Source organism: Bordetella sp. FB-8, assembly GCF_000382185.1.
Lineage (GTDB): Bacteria > Pseudomonadota > Gammaproteobacteria > Burkholderiales > Burkholderiaceae_B > Bordetella.
The window spans coordinates 3766087-3782163 of record NZ_KB907784.1; the positions used below are offsets into that span (position 1 = coordinate 3766087).

The window sequence follows — 16077 nt, forward strand, 5'->3', positions numbered from 1 at the left end:
GACGAAAAACAAGGTAAGTGACAACTTTCGTCGAAAAAGTGACACTCATACCATGCCTGCCTTCCCCCCCATCACCGCCCCCTGGCGCAGTATCGATGCCAGCGACTACCAGGACGTGCCGCGCAGCGTCACGGCCATGGCCAAGGAATACAGCGTCGGTTCGACGACCGGCCCGCACACCCACGTCCGCGGCCAATTGATCTACGCCGTGACCGGCAGCATGCAGGTAAGGACGGCGCATGGCCTCTGGCCCCTGCCCGCGCGGCGCGCCCTGTGGGTGCCGCCCGGCGTCGAGCACGCCGTGCTCATGCTGGGCGAGGTTTCCATGCGCACCCTGTACCTGGCCGCCGACGCCGCCTCCAGCCTGAGCGGCGAATGCTGCGTGCTGGAGGTCTCGAACCTGCTGCGCGAACTCATATTGAGCCTCGCGGCCGAACCCATCGAATATGCGCTTGACGGCCGCAGCGGCCAGATCGCAGCCCTCATCCTCACCGAGCTGGCATTGGCCGTGCGCATTCCGTTGCACATTCCCTGGCCGCACGACCGCCGCCTGCAAGCCGTCTGCCAGGCCATCGTCAAGCAGCCCGGCCTACGCCGCACCGTGGACGACTGGGGACACGAGGTCGGTGCCAGCGGACGCACCCTGATCCGCCTCTTCCAGGCGGAGCTAGGGCTGAACTTTCACGAATGGGTGCAGCAGGTGCGGCTGGCCGACGCGCTGAGCCGGCTATCCATGGGCCAATCCATCGCCCGCATCGCCTGCGAACTGGGCTACCGCAGCCCCAGTGCCTTCGCGGCCATGTTCCGCCGCGCGCTGGGTGCCTCGCCCCATCAGTACCTGCATCAAACCGTTTCAAACGTAGCTGTGTGCAAAACATAGAACCCAAGCTGTTCCAAGCCGTTTCCCTTTCCCCGAAGCATAGAACCCGCGCCTGCGATAATAGGATATGCACAGTTCGCCACGCCCCCCGTCGCATCGCCCGTCGTCGCAGCGTCCTGCGTCCTCGCCCTCTCTGTCCCGCTCCGGCATTCTCGTGAAGCTTGCCGTCTTCTGCGTCGGCCTGGGCGGCTGCGGCGCACTCATGCTGGGACTGGCCATCGCCCTGGCCTGGCCCAGCCTGCCCAACCTGCATGCCATGACCGACTACCGGCCCGACGTGCCGCTGCGCGTGTACACGGCCGACCACGTTCTCATCGGCGAATTCGGCGAGGAGCACCGCAACGTGACGCCCTTCGCCAAGATCCCGCAGATCATGAAGGACTCGGTGCTGGCCGCCGAGGACGACAGGTTCTACCAGCACGGCGGCGTCGAATGGCTGGACGTATTCCGCGCGGCCCTGACCAACCTGATCCACATGTCCAAGGTTCAGGGCGCCAGCACCATCACTATGCAGGTGGCGCGCAATTTCTACCTGTCCGACGAAAAGACCTACGGCCGCAAGTTCTACGAACTGCTGCTCACTTACAAGATCGAATCGCAGCTCACCAAGGACCAGATCCTCGAGCTGTACATGAACCAGATCTACCTGGGCCACCGCGCCTACGGATTCGCGGCCGCGGCGCGCACCTATTTCGGCAAGACGCTGGACGAGCTCACGCCGGCCGAAGCCGCCATGCTGGCGGGCATTCCCAAGGCGCCCTCGCGCGCCAACCCCATCACCGACATGAAACGCGCCAAGCAGCGCCAGCACTATGTGCTGGGCCGCCTGCTGGCGCTGGGCAAGCTGACCCAGGCGCAGTACCAGGTCGCCCTGGACCAGCCCATCACAGTGGCCGGCAGCGGCGCGGACGGCTCGCGCGACTACGCCGTGCACGGCGAATACCCGGCCGAACTCGCGCGCCAGCTGATGTACAGCATCTTCCAGGACAGCGCCTACACGCGCGGCATCGACGTCTACACCACCATTGACTCCAAGGCCCAGCAGGCGGCCTATCAGTCGGTGCACGACGGCATTCTCGACTACACCCGCCGCTCGGTCTATCCGGGACCGGAAGGCCAGATCGACCTGCCCGCCGGCATCGAGAACGACCCCAAGGCGCTGGACAACGCACTGGACAGCGTGCAGGAAAACACCCCCGACGACGGCGACCTGCTGACCGGCGTGGTGCTCTCGGCCAGCCCCACCTCGGTCACCGTGGCGCGCAGCAGCAGCCAGATCGTCACCGTCGACACCAAGAGCGCCCTTTCTGTCATCGCCCGCGCCCTCAATCCCAGAGCAAAGCCCGACATGCGCATCACGCGCGGCTCGGTGGTGTATATCCACAAGCTGCCCGACGGAACCTGGGAAATCATCAACAAGCCCAAGCTGCAAGCCGCGCTGGTATCGCTCTCGCCCAAGGACGGCGCCATCCGTGCCATGATCGGCGGCTTCAACTTCCAGCAGGGCAGCTTCAATCGCGCCGTGCAGGCCTGGCGCCAGCCGGGTTCGAACATCAAGCCTTTCTACTATGCCGCCGCGCTCGAGCGCGGCCTGGCGCCGACCACCGAAATCTCCGACGAACCCTTTTTCCTGAGCGCCGCCCAGACCGGTTCCAAGGACTGGGCGCCCAAGAACGACGACGACAAGTACCAACCCATGATGAGCATGCGCCAGGCGCTCTACCAATCGGTCAACCTGGTCTCAATTCGCATCATGCAGGCCATCACGCCGCAGTACGCCCAGCAATATCTCACCCGCTTCGGATTCCTGGCCGAGCGCTGGCCCCCGATGCTGCCCATCGCCCTGGGCGCGGGCAGCGCAACGCCGCTTGAAGTGGCCAGCGCCTATACGGTGTTCGCCAACGGCGGCTATCGGGTTCCGCCCTACCTGATCGATCATGTGGTCGACCGCCGGGGCAATGTGCTGATGCAGGCCAAGCCTGTCGAGGCGGGCGACGAGAGCGTGCGCGCCATCGATCCGCGCACGGCCTGGATCATGGACGACATGCTGCGCGGCGTGGCCACCTACGGCACCGGCGCGCGCGCGCATGCCGTGCTCAAACGCAACGACGTGGCCGGCAAGACCGGCACCACCAACGGCCCGACCGATATCTGGTTCTCGGGTTTCGTCCCCTCGTTGGAAACCACGGTCTGGATGGGCTTTGATCAGCCGCGCCCGCTGGGCGCGTACGAGTTCGGCAGCGGCACCGCGCTCTCGACCTGGCTGGGCTATATGAAGCCCATGCTGGCGAACGTGCCGCAGACGCCGCCCCCACCCATGCCGCAAGGCCTGATCCAGGCCAACGGCGACTACTACTTCACGGAATTTCCGCCCGGCCAGAATGTGGCTTCGCTGGATCTGGGCGTCAGCGACACAAACGACGGTTCGGCCTCGAGCGACGCGAACGGCGTTCCCGTGTCCAACGACAGCGACGTGCTCGGAGGCTTTCTCAACAAAATGTGGTCGAACATCACCAAGGACCCGAACCCCAAGCATGTTGATTCACCACGCGTCACGCCTTAGCGACCGGGTTCAGGCGCGCAAGGCGGCGTAGGCCGTCATCAGGTGGTAGGGCGTGGTCGAGGGCATGTCGGCACGCTGCAAGGCGCCATCGGCGCCCAGCACTTCGCGCCAGCCGCGTGCGTGCAGGAAGCGCTCCTTGAACCGCGCCAGCTGTCGGCCCAGTGCCGGGCGGTCCCCGGTCAGCGCCAGGTAGCGGGCATATTCGGCCTGCGCCCAGATGCGTTGTGAGCCATCGCGCATGCCTGCGTTCATGTCCAGCGCAGCGCAGACGCCTTCGGTATCCGGGGCCACGCCCCTCGCCCTGGCCCAGACGCAGCCGCGCGGCACCGCCGCGGGCAAATTCAGCCCTTCATACACCTGCGGCATCGAATGCAGCAGGGAATACCACTCGAACTGATGACCGGGTTCGATGCGGTTGTCCGCCGTGCCCAAAGGCAACTCGGCGATGCACTGCGTCTGCGGGTCGAGAAAGCGCTGGGCGACACCTTCGGCGATACGGCGCAGCGTCTGCGCGAACCAGATCGGCTCGGCCACCAGCGCTGCCGCCTGGTAGGCCTCGGTCAGGTGCATGATGGGATTTTGCTCGGGGCCTTTGACTGGCGTCCCGTTCGCGCAAAGCGCTGCGTGGTAAAGCCCGTCGCCGTCGCCGAATCTCTCCTCCACCAATCGCGCGGTCGACAGCATGTGCTGCAGCGCTCGCGCATCGCGGCTGCGCGCGAAATACGTCGCGCAGGCCAGCACCACAAAGGCATGGCTGTAGAGGTCCTGTGCCGCATCGAGCACCTGCCCCTGTGCATCCACGCTGAACACCCAGGCATGGCGGCGCTCGTCATGGAAATACCGCAGCAAGGCATCGAAAAGGCGCGCCGCGTGGGCCTTCGCTTGCTCGCCTGTCAACCGCGCATACACATAAAGCTGGCGCGCGCAGGCCATGGCACGGTAGCGCGCGTCGGGCATCGGCTCGCCCGATTGGTCCAGCGCCTCGTGCGGCAGGCCGATGCGCGCATCAAAACCGCGCGAAAGCCACTGGGCAATGACGACGGTGTCGAAATGACGTTGCAGATCGGCCGCGGTATCGGCCCAGGCAGCTTGTTTCATTTATCGATAATGCATGGCGGCAGGATCGGCCATGCGCAAAGCGAGCAAGCCCTTGTCCGTGACACGCAGGCCGCCGCCTTCGGCGTCTTGGACGCAACGCAGCACCCGCAAGGCCTGGGCAATGTGCTCGGGCACGGATTGGGCCGCCTCGTCCGGCGTGGCAAGCACGTTTAGCCAATATGCCAGCTCGCCCTGCTGTATGCGGGGATTGCTCATGGCAACTCCTAGAAATGAAAGTTCGCGCCGGCGAAGTCCCGCGGCCGCATCGAACCGTTCGCCGGTGCTTCTGCCAGGCCCCGAGCATCAATCATACCCGCAAGCGTATACATCCATGCCCCGCAAAAACAAAGGCTTCCAGCCTTGCGGCGGGAAGCCTTCGCTGCAAAACCCAACTCAGTGGCTGATGGACTCAAGCGAGCGGCCACGCGTCGCAGGGCCAAGCAGGATCATGACGATGCCCACCATCATCGACACGCCGATGAAGGCCGCTACGCCGGGCACGCCGTAATGGTGCAGCAGGATGCCGATGACCAGCCCCGCGAACGCGGCGGCAAGCCGGCTCCAGGAATAAACGAAGCCCACGGCGCGCGCACGGATGCGCGTGGGATATACCTCGGCCTGATAGCCGTGATAGGCATAGGACATGATGTTCGACGCCAGCGTAAAGAGCACACCGAGCACGATCAGCAAGGCCGGAGCGGAGGCACGGGAAAACAGGACGATGACGATCGCCATGACCAGCAGGCCGCCGACGATCTGTGTCTTGCGCTCCAACTTGTCCGCGAACAGCACGCCTATCATGGGGCCGAACGGGTTGGCGATCGCGATAATGAAGGCATAGGCCAGGCCATGCGTGACTGTCACGCCCCGGCTGATCAGCAGCGTGGGTACCCATGCGGCGAACCCGTAGAAGCCGATCACCTGAGCCATATTGAAGATGGACAGGATGATCGTGCGCTTGAGGTAAGGCGCGCGCAGCACCTCGCCCAAGGTTCCACGCTCGGCCTTTTCAGCCGTAACGGACACCTCCGGCGGCGGCAGCTTGATGCCCTTCTCTTGCTCGACCCGGCGCTCGATCTGCGCCACGACACGTTCCGCTTCCTCGATGCGGCCTTGGGCCGCCAGCCAGCGCGGGCTTTCGGGAATGTGGCGACGCATGAACCACACCGCAATCGCGCCGACCGAACCAATCAGGATGATCACGCGCCAGTATGCGAGGCCGAAGGGTTGGGTGTCCTTCATGGCATACGCGAGAAATGCGATCACCGGCACGATGCTGAAGGTGATGCACTGGTTGACCGCATAAGCGCGGCCGCGCTGGCGGCTGGAGATCAGTTCGGAAATGTACGTGTCAATCGTCACCAGTTCGACGCCCAGGCCGATGCCGGCGATGAAACGCCAGAGATTCAGCTCCAAGCCGCTGCCCTGGAACGCCATGATCGCGGTGCAGACCATGTACCAGATCATGGACCAGGTAAAAATGACACGGCGGCCCATGATGTCGGCCAGTTGCCCGGCAAAGAGCGCACCCACCCAGAGACCAGCGAAGGTCGCAAAGACGAAGGTGCCAAAGCCTGCCACCTTCAGAGGTCCCAGAGCCGAGAAGAAGCCGAGCGATTCCGGCTTGAAAAGGCCGGCCCCCACCATGCCCGGCGCGACGTAGGCGGTAAAGAACAGATCGTAGAACTCGAAAACGCCGCCCAGCGAAAGCAGCAGAACCATCGTCCAGACCGTCCTGGAGGACGGTAGACGATCAAGCCGAGCTGCAATTTCGGCTGATTTTTCCGTAGACATTTTGTCTCCTCATATTATGTGTGTTGTAGCTAGTTGCGCAGCTTGCCGCACACATGCTGACTAAATTCTGAATAGCACGACGAACAAGCCTAGGGATTCGTATCGATTGACAAGAGCAAGGAAGAAAAAGCGCAGCTTAAGACTCTCTTAATCTAGGAAATGCAGAATCGCCGCCAAGCAAATCCGAAACAGACGCGGAGCTGCAAAATGTCCGGAAAAAGCGCAAGCCATACCGGCCCGACGACAACACGAGGAAAAAAACATGAACACCGGCCAGAGTTCTTCCTATGACCGCCCGACGATCGCGTTGCACTGGCTCACCGCAGCGCTCGTGCTGTTCCAGTTCACGCTTGCCATGATCTGGGATTTCTTCCCCAAGCCCGAACAACACACGATGATCGTCACGCATACCTCGTTCGGCATCGTGCTGGCCGTCGTGCTCCTGGCGCGACTGCTCTGGCGCACGACAGCGGGTCGGCGCCTGGAACACGGATCGAGCCTGCCGGACCTGGCTGCCAGGGCGGCGCATCTCATATTGTATTTGCTGCTGGTGGCGGTAGTCGTGTTGGGCGTCATGCTGCGCTGGTCCGGCCACAACCCGCTCAGCTTCTTCGGCCTGACCATCGCCTCCCCCTTCGGGCCGTTCTCGCATGCCACGCACGAGATCCTAGGCAACCTGCACGATTTCGCCGCCTGGTCGATCATCGTAATCGCAGTTGTCCACGCATGCGCGGCGCTGTTCCATCACTACGTACTGCGCGACGGCATCCTGCAGCGGATGCTGCCGGGTCTCGCATCGCCCGAGCGACGCAGGACGCTGGGTACAGGGCAGCGCGAATGAGTGCGCAGGCATGCCCTCGCACGAGATTGATCGCTCATGCGTCGAACGGGCGGCAACCGCATTGACCAACGACTCAATGCGCACTGGCCGTGGCAAATATCCCGCCTCCGGTCAGAAGCTGCAACGCCACCGTCTGCTCGGCGATGTGTTGCTCGCTGGCCTGCAAGAAGAGACGTTGATCCAGCGCAGCTTGGTCTTGCATCTGTGCCTGAGGCAAGGTGATATCGCCGGCCCGCAGCGCCCTATTCGCGGCCCGCGCGGCACTTTGCAGCGCGGGCAAGGAGGCACGCAGCGTAGACTGCTCGGCGCCCAGAATCGCCAAATCGACCAAAATCCGCGCGACCTGGGTATGCGCTTGTTGCAGGCGCAAACGGTAAGTGTCGTAAAGCTGCATGCGCGTGGCGCGTGCCACGGCAATCTTGCCGGGACTGCCATTGAAGATTGGCAGGCTGAAGTCGATGGCGAAACCCAAGGTGTGCACGTTCGAAGTGTCGCGCGCCCGGGAGAGCGTGATGCCCAAGGAAGGGAACTGGGACAGCACGGCTTTGCGCAGTGTCTGCTCCTGGCTCGCATAGCCAGCGCGCAGCGCCATCAAGTCGGGCCGGATCCGAGCCAGCCTATTGACGGCGCCGGCTGCGTCGCGCACAGCCGTGGGCTCCACGCGAGGCAATCCCGCGAGCTCGAGCACCTGGCCGGGCGCCAGTCCGAGCATGCCGTCGAGTTCGCCTTGCTTGGCCGCGCGCCGGCGCGCGTCGGTGGCCAGTTTATGCCGCAGGGTAGTCAATTCAATGAGATCGGCATCGGCCGTCGTGCGCGGTGCGATGCCGGCCAGCGCGGCGGCCCGGTCTCGTCCCAGGCGTCTGAGGACCGCATCGCGCTGGGTCTTGAGCAAGCGGTCGCGGTCGCGCAACCCGACCAGCGCGATATAGTCGAGTTCGGCCACCGAAGCGGTCCGCCATTCTTGCCACAGGATCCCAAGGTCAACTTCGCGCACATGCTCGCGCGCGGCCGCGACTGCCGCGCCGCGCGTGATCAGTTGATCGAGATCGAAGCTCAAACCTAGGTTGTAGGCGGTAGTGGTCGCAGCCGACTGTCCTTGCGGGATGTCGCGCTCGGCTGCGAATGTCGGCGCGGGCAGTAAGCCGGCGGCGAAAGCCTGGGCACGCGCCACACCGGCCTGGTCGCGTACGGCCCGCAGGCGCGGATCGTTGAGCACGGCCAGCGCGGCCACGGCGGCGATGGGCAGCGGCGCGTGCAAATCGATACGCTGCGCAGCGAGCGCCGGCAACGCGATATCACGCGTGGTCACGCGCAAGCCGGCGGCGTTGTCGTGCCATGCAACGGCGCCAGGCAATGGTTGGGGGGCATACGTGGCGCAGGCCGCCAGTGTGCCGCACAGGGCGAGCGCCGGACCCATGCGCAGTACGCGCGAAACGTTCATGGCATTCATGCCAGTTCCTCGCGTTGCGCCAGCCGCGCAAGTTGCTTGCTGCGCCAGTGCAAGTACAGCGCCGGAATCAAGTTAGTGCTGCGCAGCGCGCTCCAGATCAATCCGCCGAGAATCACGACGGCGAGGCCTTGCTCGGGCGCGGCGCCTTCGCCCAACCCGAGCGCGGTCGGCAGCATCCCCAGCATGGCGGTGATCGCGGTCAGCATGATCGGGCGAAAGCGAACCTGGATGGCCTCGCGAACGGCTTGCTCGACCGGCAGGCCAGCGGCCTCGTTGTGCCGCACCCGGTCAAGCAGCACGATGCTGTGCCGCAGTCCGATCCCGATCAGCGTCAGAAAGCCGATCATGCCGGTGGCGTTCAGTCCCACGCCGCTGACGACCAGCGCAACCGTGCCGCCGGTCAGCGCCAGCGGAATCTCGAGCAGCAAAATAGCCGGTATCAGCAGCCCGTCGAACTGCAGCAGGAGAATGCCGATCATGATCGCGAACGCGGCCAGCGCCGCCACCAGCAGGCCCAGCGCCGCCTGTTCTATCTGCGCGTAGAGGCCGCCGAAGGAAATGCGGTAGCCAGCGGGCATGTGCAGGCCCACCAGCGCGCGCTGCACGGCCGCGATCGTGCTCCCGATCGGCCCGTTGGGCGTGGCCAGGATGTCGAGGGCGCGCGCGCCGGCAATGTGTTCGATCTGGTTGGGCGTATTGCCCAGTTCGATGCGCGCCAGTTGCGCGAGCGGTGTCCAGCCGCCTGGCGTGCGAATCGGCAACGCCGCGAGCTGCGCCACGCCGCGCTGCGGCGCATCGGCAAGGCGCAGATAGAGCACCAGCGGCACGTTGCCCTCGGGCACGCGGCTGACCACTTTGCCGTTGATCAGTGCGTCCAGCTGCGCGTAAAGCGAGGCTGGTGTCATATTGTGGACCGCCAGCGCTTGCGTATTGGGTTCGATTTGCAGTTGCGTGACCGGGTAGCCGTCATTGTTGAATACATCGCTCAGCGCGGGGATTCGATGCAGCGTGGCGGCGATCTGTTCCGAGAGTTCGCGCAAGCGCGCCACGTTGCTGCCGAACACATGAATCACAAACGGCTGCGGCAATCCCGACAGGCTCTCGCCGACCCGTTCGATGGTCGGCGTATCGACCGCGAGCTGCACACCCGGCAATTGCGATTCGCGCTGGATGCGCTCGCCGATCGCATCCAGCGCATTGACGCTGACGCCAGGCTTGAGCACTACCTGGATTTCACCCGCATAGGCCGGCTCGGTATAGGACGTCGACGAGGCCGAACCGATGCGCGCATAGACGTGCGCAACGGCCGGGTCTTTGAGCAGGCGTCGGGTAATGGTGCCGACTGCCGAGCGCGTGTCGAGCAGCGAGCTAGCGGGGGGCAGCGTGAAAGATTCAAGCAGCGCCCCCTCGTTGGGCAGCGGCAGAAAGCTGATCGGCACCAGCACGAGCCCCACCAGGCTCAGCGCCAGCACGCCGAAGGTGATCGCGAGACTGGTGCGCGGCGAGCGCGACACCCATTGAAAGAGCTTCTCGTTGGCGTGCTGCAGGCGTCGCAGCGAGCGCTGGCCGCTGCTCGTGCCGGCGCTTGGCCTGGCGCCCAAAAAGCCCAGACTCAGCGGGGTGAAACTCAGCGAGACCAGCAGCGAGGCCAGCAGCGCCAGAATCATCGCCAGCGAGAACGGGATGAAGAACAGCCCGACCAGCCCGCCGACGAACAGCAGCGGCACATAGATCGCGATATTGGTGAGCGTGCCGGTGACATCCGGAACCACGATGGTCTTGAGCCCGTTCCAGATGCCGTCCCAATGCGCGTCGCCCTGTTCCCAACGTTGATAGATGCTTTCGAGCACGATAATCGCGTCGTCCGCGAGCAAGCCGACCGCGACCGTCAGCGCGCCGAACGTCATCAGATTCAGGTCTTGCCCGAACGCGTGCAGCGCGGCGATGGCCAGCGCCAACGACAGCGGAATGCTCATTGCCAGCGCCATGATCCCGCGCCCGGCGCCCAGCACCCAAAACAGCACGGTGACCGCGAGCACCGCGCCGATCAGGAGGTTGCGGCCGAGGTCTGCGCCAACCAGTTGCACCAGATGCCCCTGGCTGTAGGTCCGCACCCAGTGAACGCCGGCCGGCAACTGCGCCAGCGTCTGGTCCAGCGTGCGCTGGACTGCCTTGGTGACCGCCAAAGTGGATGCGCCCGGTTGCTTGACGACGACCAGGGCGATGCTAGGGCGGCCGTCAAGCGCCACCGCGCTGTGCGTGGGCACCGCCGCGCGCACGATGCGCGCCAATGCGCTCAGCGCGATGGCGCCGTGGGGCGTCGCGACCGGCACCTGATCGAGCTGCGCGATATGTACAGGCAGGTGCCGCGCCTCGATCAACACGTCGTTGTGGCCCATCGTGACAAAGCCGGCCGGTTCAAGCAGTATCTGCGACTTGACCGCCCGCGTCAGCGCCGTCACCGGTACGCCGTAGCGTTGCATCGCGTCCAGATCGGGCTGAATCCATAGCGCTTCGTCGCCGGCGCCGAACACGTGCACGAACTGTACGCCGGCAATCGCGCGCAGCGCCGGCACAATGTTCGCGCGTACCGCGCGCTGAAGCTGCGCGGGCGCGACGTTGGCGGGAATCCGCGCGGTGTAGTCGGCCACCTCGTTGATCGCGTTGCCCATGATCTGCGCCACCGGATTGGTCTGCGTGGGCAAGTCCGAACGGGCACGGTCGATCGCGCCGTTGACGCTTTGCAAGTCGATCTGCGCGTTACTGCCCTGGCGGAACCGTACGTCGATCTCGACCGTGCCGTTGCCCATCGTCGAGCGCACGCTGGCGAGGTTTGTCAGCGTCAGGATCTGACTCTCCAGCGGATTGACGACCAGCCGTTCGAGCTCGGTGGCAGTCGTGCCCGGCAGGTGCGCGGTCACGCTGATCTGCGGAAAGTCGAACTGCGGCAACACTTCCACCGGCGTTTGCACGAACGCGTAGGCGGCATAGAGCAGCACCGCGCCAAGCACGAGCAACCACAGTATCGGGCGTTGCAATACGCGCGATATCGAGACGTTTTTGTCCATGGCGGCTTAGTCGGGTGGCTGGTAGGCGTGGGCGATGCCGCGGTGATACTCGAGGAAGGCGTCTTGCGCCACGACTTGCTCGCCAGGGCGCAGGCCGGAGGCGATCCAGGTCTGCCAGCCGCGCGTCGGACCGGGCACGACTTGCCGCGGCTGATCTGCGTGCGCGGTGCGCACCATCACCCACCAGTTGCCGCGATCGAGAATCAGCGCCGCGGTGGGCACCGCGAGCATCGCTTGCGGCGCGCCGTCGAGCGTGACGGTGCCCCATTGGCCACTCATCCAGTGCGCCGCGTCAGTCGTCTGCGCGGGACTCAGCCCGACCTGCGTGCCGCCGTCGGCGTCGAGCGAAGCGCCGACCGTGGTGACCTTGACCTGGACCGCACCGCCGCCGCCGGCCGGTTCAAAGCGGCCGCTCATGCCGACATGCACCGCCCCGGCGGCCACGCCGAAATATTCGGCGCGAATCCACAGCTTACCGGCCGGCTGCAGAGTCAGGATCGTCTGGCCGGGCATGACCTCTTCTGCGTTGGCGGCCTGCACAGATACCACGGCGCCGGCCATCGGCGCCTTGAAAACCGCCAGATCCCGGACCTCATTGAGCTGGGCCTGCGCGTTTTGCCGTGCCGCTTGCGCGGCCGCCAGTTCGCTGGCCGCCGCATCGACCGCCTGGCGAGTACTCAACTGCGCTGCAAGCTGACGACGCGCGATCGCCAGCGCCCGACGCGCGGTATCGAGCCGCGCCTGCGCGCTGCGTGCTGACGTCTCGCGCTGCGTCAGCAACGATTGCATGCGCGTGCCGCCCAACCGCGCAAGCACCTCGCCGGCGCTGACCACGCTGCCCGGCAGCACCCGCAGATCGCGCAGCACCCCGGCATCGACCACACGCACCTTGACCGTGGCCGTGGGCACGATCTGGCCATAGGCGCTCAATTGCGGCGAGAACGCCTCGGGCTGAACGGTCACGACGGCCGGCCGCGACGGGTCCGCGGCCCGCGCCGCGCCTGCGGCGCTCAGGCACAAAAGCGGGGAAAGCATCAACCAAGCGGCTGCCAGGCGCCGCCGCAGATTCGGTACGTGTTTTTTCAAAATGTCCAGGCGAGCAGAGGGTGCAGGATACGTTCGCCATAGAGCGCGCCGAGTATGCCGGCGGCCATCAGCATGCACATGACGCGCACTTCGAGTTGCAGTAAGCCGGTCAGGGCGTGGGGCGGGGCGGCATGGGGTTCGGCCAGCGGAGCCAGCAGCAGATTGATGCGTCTTTGCAGCGCTTGCGGACTGCCCGTCAGGCGGGCATGCGCACCCAGGGGCGGGCCATCAGACGGCGCACACGTCTGAGCGCCAAAGGATGACCGTCTCAGCGTGCTCAACAAGGCCGCCGCCAGCGCCGCACCCGATGCGCCAAAACGCCGCGCTTCGTCGTCGCGCGCCAACTCCAGCGCTTGCAGCCAGGCATCGAAGCGCCGCCGCGCGCCCGGCCAGGGCCATTGCAGATCGGTCGCAAGCTGGGCCAGCCAAATGCGCAGGGGATCCCGATGCCGTGCGTGCGCTTGCTCGTGCCGCCAGGCCGCGTCGATCATGTCGTCGTCGAGGGTTTTGGCGAGAAACGGCGAAAACAGAATTTGCGGCCGCAGCAAGCCGACGGTGCAAACGCCCGCGCCGGCATCGAATGGATCGCGTGTGAGCGCCCAAAGCGCTCGCAGCGCGGCGCGCCAGATCACCACGGCAAACGGCAGGCATGCGCCAATCAGCACCCAGCGATCGACATGGTCGTGCACCGGGTCCGGTTCGCGCAGCGCCCAGCCGCACAGCCAAGCGGCGACCATCAGCGCGGGCATCACCGGCAGCCACAGGCACGACCATGCGTGGCGCTCGGCCAGGCGCGCGTCGCCGTCAGGCATCGCGCGCAACGAAAGCATCGCGAACGGCTGCAGCGCCAGGCCGCCGAACAGGATCATCAGCAGCGTCAGCAACGACTCACGTTCCATGGCCCGGCCCCCTCTTGGCTTTGATGGCACGCTCAAGATCCTCCAACAGTACCGGGTCGATTTCGTCGACCGCATCGACCAGCGCGGCCACCGCCGCATGGGGCGCGGCGCCCAGGAACCGGGTCATGAGGTGACGTGCCCGGGCGCGTTCCACGTCCTGTTGATCGACTGCCGGGCTATAGACGAACCCGCCCGCCTCGCGCCTGCGCTCGATCAATCCTTTCTCGCGCAAGCGGTCGACGACTTTTGCCGTGGTCGTGTAAGCGCGCCCCGCGGGCTCGCCCAGGCGCTCGTGCAACATACGCACGGACACCGTGCCAAGCTGCCAGAGCAGGCTCAACACGGCATATTCCAGATCATCGGCAGGTAAGCGATAGCGAATCATGCGCCAAAATTACGACGAACGTCGTAGCGTTGTCAAGCACAACCCTAGCCGAACACCTGAATCGAGCAGGCGTTGGCGACACTCAATACAACGATGTGATTGAAGAGGTCTGCCAAGGGCAAAATCGACTATGTCGCCGCGCCCAATCAACCTGGCGCGAGCGGGAACATTCGAAAAACGGCCCGGACTCTTACGCTTAGATGGGATCCTGCTTGTAGTTGGTGCGATGGCGCATGAATCGGTGATATGACATGCGTAGGTGCAGCTGCATGACTTGTCGGGCAAGCTCCCCATCGGCAGCCTCGACAGCCAAGGTCATATCGAGATGATGATGCAGGCTTTGCTCCAACTCCTGTGGGGTGCAAATATAGAACGAACGCTTGATGATCGGCATGTCGATCATCGTCTCCAGAATCGTTCGCAGCCTCGGTGAGCCAGCGGCCTCAAGTAAGGCATGGTGAAAGTCTCGATTAGCTGCTTGTACTTGAGATACACCATCCAGGCCTAGCGCAATTCCCTGAGCCATTGCTTGATTGCTTTCCCTAAGCGTAGAAATGAGCCCATCTCCCCCGCGGACTGCGGCGAGAAATGATGCATACGGCTCTAGCAACATTCTTAGTTGAAAGATCTCCTCGACATCCCATTCACTCCACTCGGCCACTCTTATGCCTTGACCTGCGGCATCTGTGGCCAATCCATCATCGACAAGGCGCTTTAAAGCTGTTCGTACAGGCGTGCGGCTCAAGCCCAATTCGCGTGCGACGTGCTCTTCCTTGAGTTGGTGGCCAGGAGCGTAGTGCCCGCTTATTAAGCGCTGCCTTAAAACCTCGTAAGCCTTGTCTCTACTGTGTTGCATCGGAACGAAAGTCATTGAGATGCAGGAATTTTAGGTTGTCGTGAGGCATTGTGGAATTTCACATTAGCCTTCAGCTTTCAATCAAGAAATGATCTTTTTTTGTTTTCATTCGGCGATAAATTTGAAATTTCCAGGGTATTCCATAGGAAGTATTGATAATTTTGTACTTGAATTGTATTCTTTGATTTTGTTCCTTTTGATGAAAGGCGCCTATGAACATTGCAATCATCGGCTTGGGCGAGGTCGGGCGATGTTATGCCGGTTCACTGATTCAAGCCGGTTACAACGTCAGTCTGTGTGAAGCCCATGTTTCAGTCCCGGCGAGCATGCTGGCATCAGATGCGGGTCTTCACATTCACACCGAACCGGGAGTTTGGCTTACGGACGCGAATTTCATTCTGTCTTGCGTGACAGGCGCCACGTCTTTGCCCGTTCTGCGAGAAGCGCTTCCATATCTTCAGAAAGATGTGGTTGTCGCAGACTTTACAACCGCCAGTCCAGCAGTGAAGCGCGAAGGCGCATCACTTTCTGCTGTCGCTGGTGTGGCTTACGTAGACATAGCCATCATGGGGGCCATATCGCTAAATTTGGTTCGGACGTCGCTGTTAGCCAGCGGTGAGGGCTCGGAAAAAATCAAAATCATGCTGGAGCACGCGGGGGGCAAGGTTGACGTCATTGTCGACGGCAAGGCGGGGGATGCCATTTCCCTAAAGATACTGCGAAGCGTGTTCACCAAAGGTATGGAAGCGCTTGCTGTGGAACTACTTATGAGCGCTGAGAAGCAGGGCGTACGCGCCAAGCTATACGAACAGTTGGCAGACATTGACCAGACACCCTTGCGTTCCTTCATGGACATGTTAGTGCGCACGCATGTCGTTCATGCGAAGCGACGTGCACACGAGGTGCATGTCGCCCAAAGCGAACTTATCTCTCAAGGGCTTGAATCCTTTGTCATGCCGGGCGTGGCGCAGCGTTTCCAGAGCACCGTTCTTGCGCTAGATAGAAAGGCGCTTCCTGTTGCCGAGCCTACCGTCGACCAAGCCATCGAATGGCTTTTGGAAACGATGAGGTGATCCAAAAATTGCACATCTGCACGCAGTCAATTTCACCATGCATATTGCATTAATGCGTGTTTTTTTGAGACCACGTGAGCGCCA

13 protein-coding genes are annotated in these 16077 nt (G+C 63.6%); 4 read left to right on the forward strand and 9 right to left on the reverse strand.

What is annotated here, in order from left to right:
- Positions 1 to 52: 52 nt before the first annotated feature.
- Positions 53 to 880 (forward strand): helix-turn-helix transcriptional regulator, encoded by an 828-nt coding sequence (locus H143_RS21090; RefSeq protein ID WP_019939653.1) that lies wholly within the window; start codon positions 53 to 55, stop codon positions 878 to 880.
- 67 nt (positions 881 to 947) lie between these two features.
- Positions 948 to 3443: a penicillin-binding protein 1A gene (locus H143_RS21095; protein WP_081627090.1), complete on the forward strand. Its 2496-nt coding sequence runs from the start codon at positions 948 to 950 to the stop codon at positions 3441 to 3443.
- 9 nt (positions 3444 to 3452) lie between these two features.
- On the opposite strand, the gene H143_RS0117980 is transcribed toward H143_RS21095, so the two are convergent.
- From H143_RS0117980 to H143_RS0117990, 3 genes are all read right to left on the reverse strand, one after another.
- Positions 3453 to 4541: an AGE family epimerase/isomerase gene (locus H143_RS0117980; protein WP_019939655.1), complete on the reverse strand. Its 1089-nt coding sequence runs from the start codon at positions 4539 to 4541 to the stop codon at positions 3453 to 3455.
- On the reverse strand, positions 4542 to 4757 hold the full coding sequence (locus tag H143_RS0117985) for a hypothetical protein (RefSeq protein ID WP_019939656.1): 216 nt from the start codon (positions 4755 to 4757) through the stop codon (positions 4542 to 4544).
- 177 nt (positions 4758 to 4934) lie between these two features.
- Complete coding sequence (locus tag H143_RS0117990) at positions 4935 to 6335, reverse strand: MFS transporter (protein WP_033365639.1); 1401 nt, start codon at positions 6333 to 6335, stop codon at positions 4935 to 4937.
- Between the two features lie 262 nt (positions 6336 to 6597).
- On the opposite strand from H143_RS0117990, the gene H143_RS0117995 reads away from it, so the two are divergent.
- Entirely contained in the window at positions 6598 to 7176 is a 579-nt protein-coding gene (locus H143_RS0117995) for a cytochrome b (protein WP_019939658.1), read from the forward strand.
- A 73-nt stretch (positions 7177 to 7249) separates the two neighbouring features.
- Here the strand turns inward: H143_RS0117995 and H143_RS0118000 are convergent, their stop codons facing one another.
- The 6 genes from H143_RS0118000 to H143_RS0118025 form a co-directional block, all read right to left on the reverse strand.
- Positions 7250 to 8626, reverse strand: a complete 1377-nt coding sequence (locus H143_RS0118000) for a TolC family protein (protein WP_019939659.1) — start codon at positions 8624 to 8626, stop codon at positions 7250 to 7252.
- Positions 8623 to 11694, reverse strand: coding sequence for an efflux RND transporter permease subunit (locus H143_RS0118005; protein WP_019939660.1), 3072 nt, complete (start codon positions 11692 to 11694; stop codon positions 8623 to 8625). Before H143_RS0118005 ends, H143_RS0118000 begins: the two co-directional genes overlap by 4 nt.
- 6 nt (positions 11695 to 11700) lie before the next feature.
- Positions 11701 to 12780, reverse strand: coding sequence for an efflux RND transporter periplasmic adaptor subunit (locus H143_RS0118010; RefSeq protein WP_019939661.1), 1080 nt, complete (start codon positions 12778 to 12780; stop codon positions 11701 to 11703).
- Positions 12777 to 13679, reverse strand: coding sequence for a hypothetical protein (locus H143_RS0118015; RefSeq protein WP_019939662.1), 903 nt, complete (start codon positions 13677 to 13679; stop codon positions 12777 to 12779). Before H143_RS0118015 ends, H143_RS0118010 begins: the two co-directional genes overlap by 4 nt.
- Positions 13669 to 14064, reverse strand: coding sequence for a BlaI/MecI/CopY family transcriptional regulator (locus tag H143_RS0118020; RefSeq protein WP_019939663.1), 396 nt, complete (start codon positions 14062 to 14064; stop codon positions 13669 to 13671). Before H143_RS0118020 ends, H143_RS0118015 begins: the two co-directional genes overlap by 11 nt.
- Positions 14065 to 14260: 196 nt before the next feature.
- Positions 14261 to 14920: a GntR family transcriptional regulator gene (locus H143_RS0118025; protein WP_026350211.1), complete on the reverse strand. Its 660-nt coding sequence runs from the start codon at positions 14918 to 14920 to the stop codon at positions 14261 to 14263.
- 212 nt (positions 14921 to 15132) lie between these two features.
- Here H143_RS0118025 and H143_RS0118030 point away from each other — a divergent pair, with 212 nt between their 5' ends.
- Positions 15133 to 15993 (forward strand): NAD(P)-binding domain-containing protein, encoded by an 861-nt coding sequence (locus tag H143_RS0118030; RefSeq protein WP_019939665.1) that lies wholly within the window; start codon positions 15133 to 15135, stop codon positions 15991 to 15993.
- Positions 15994 to 16077 lie beyond the last annotated feature (84 nt).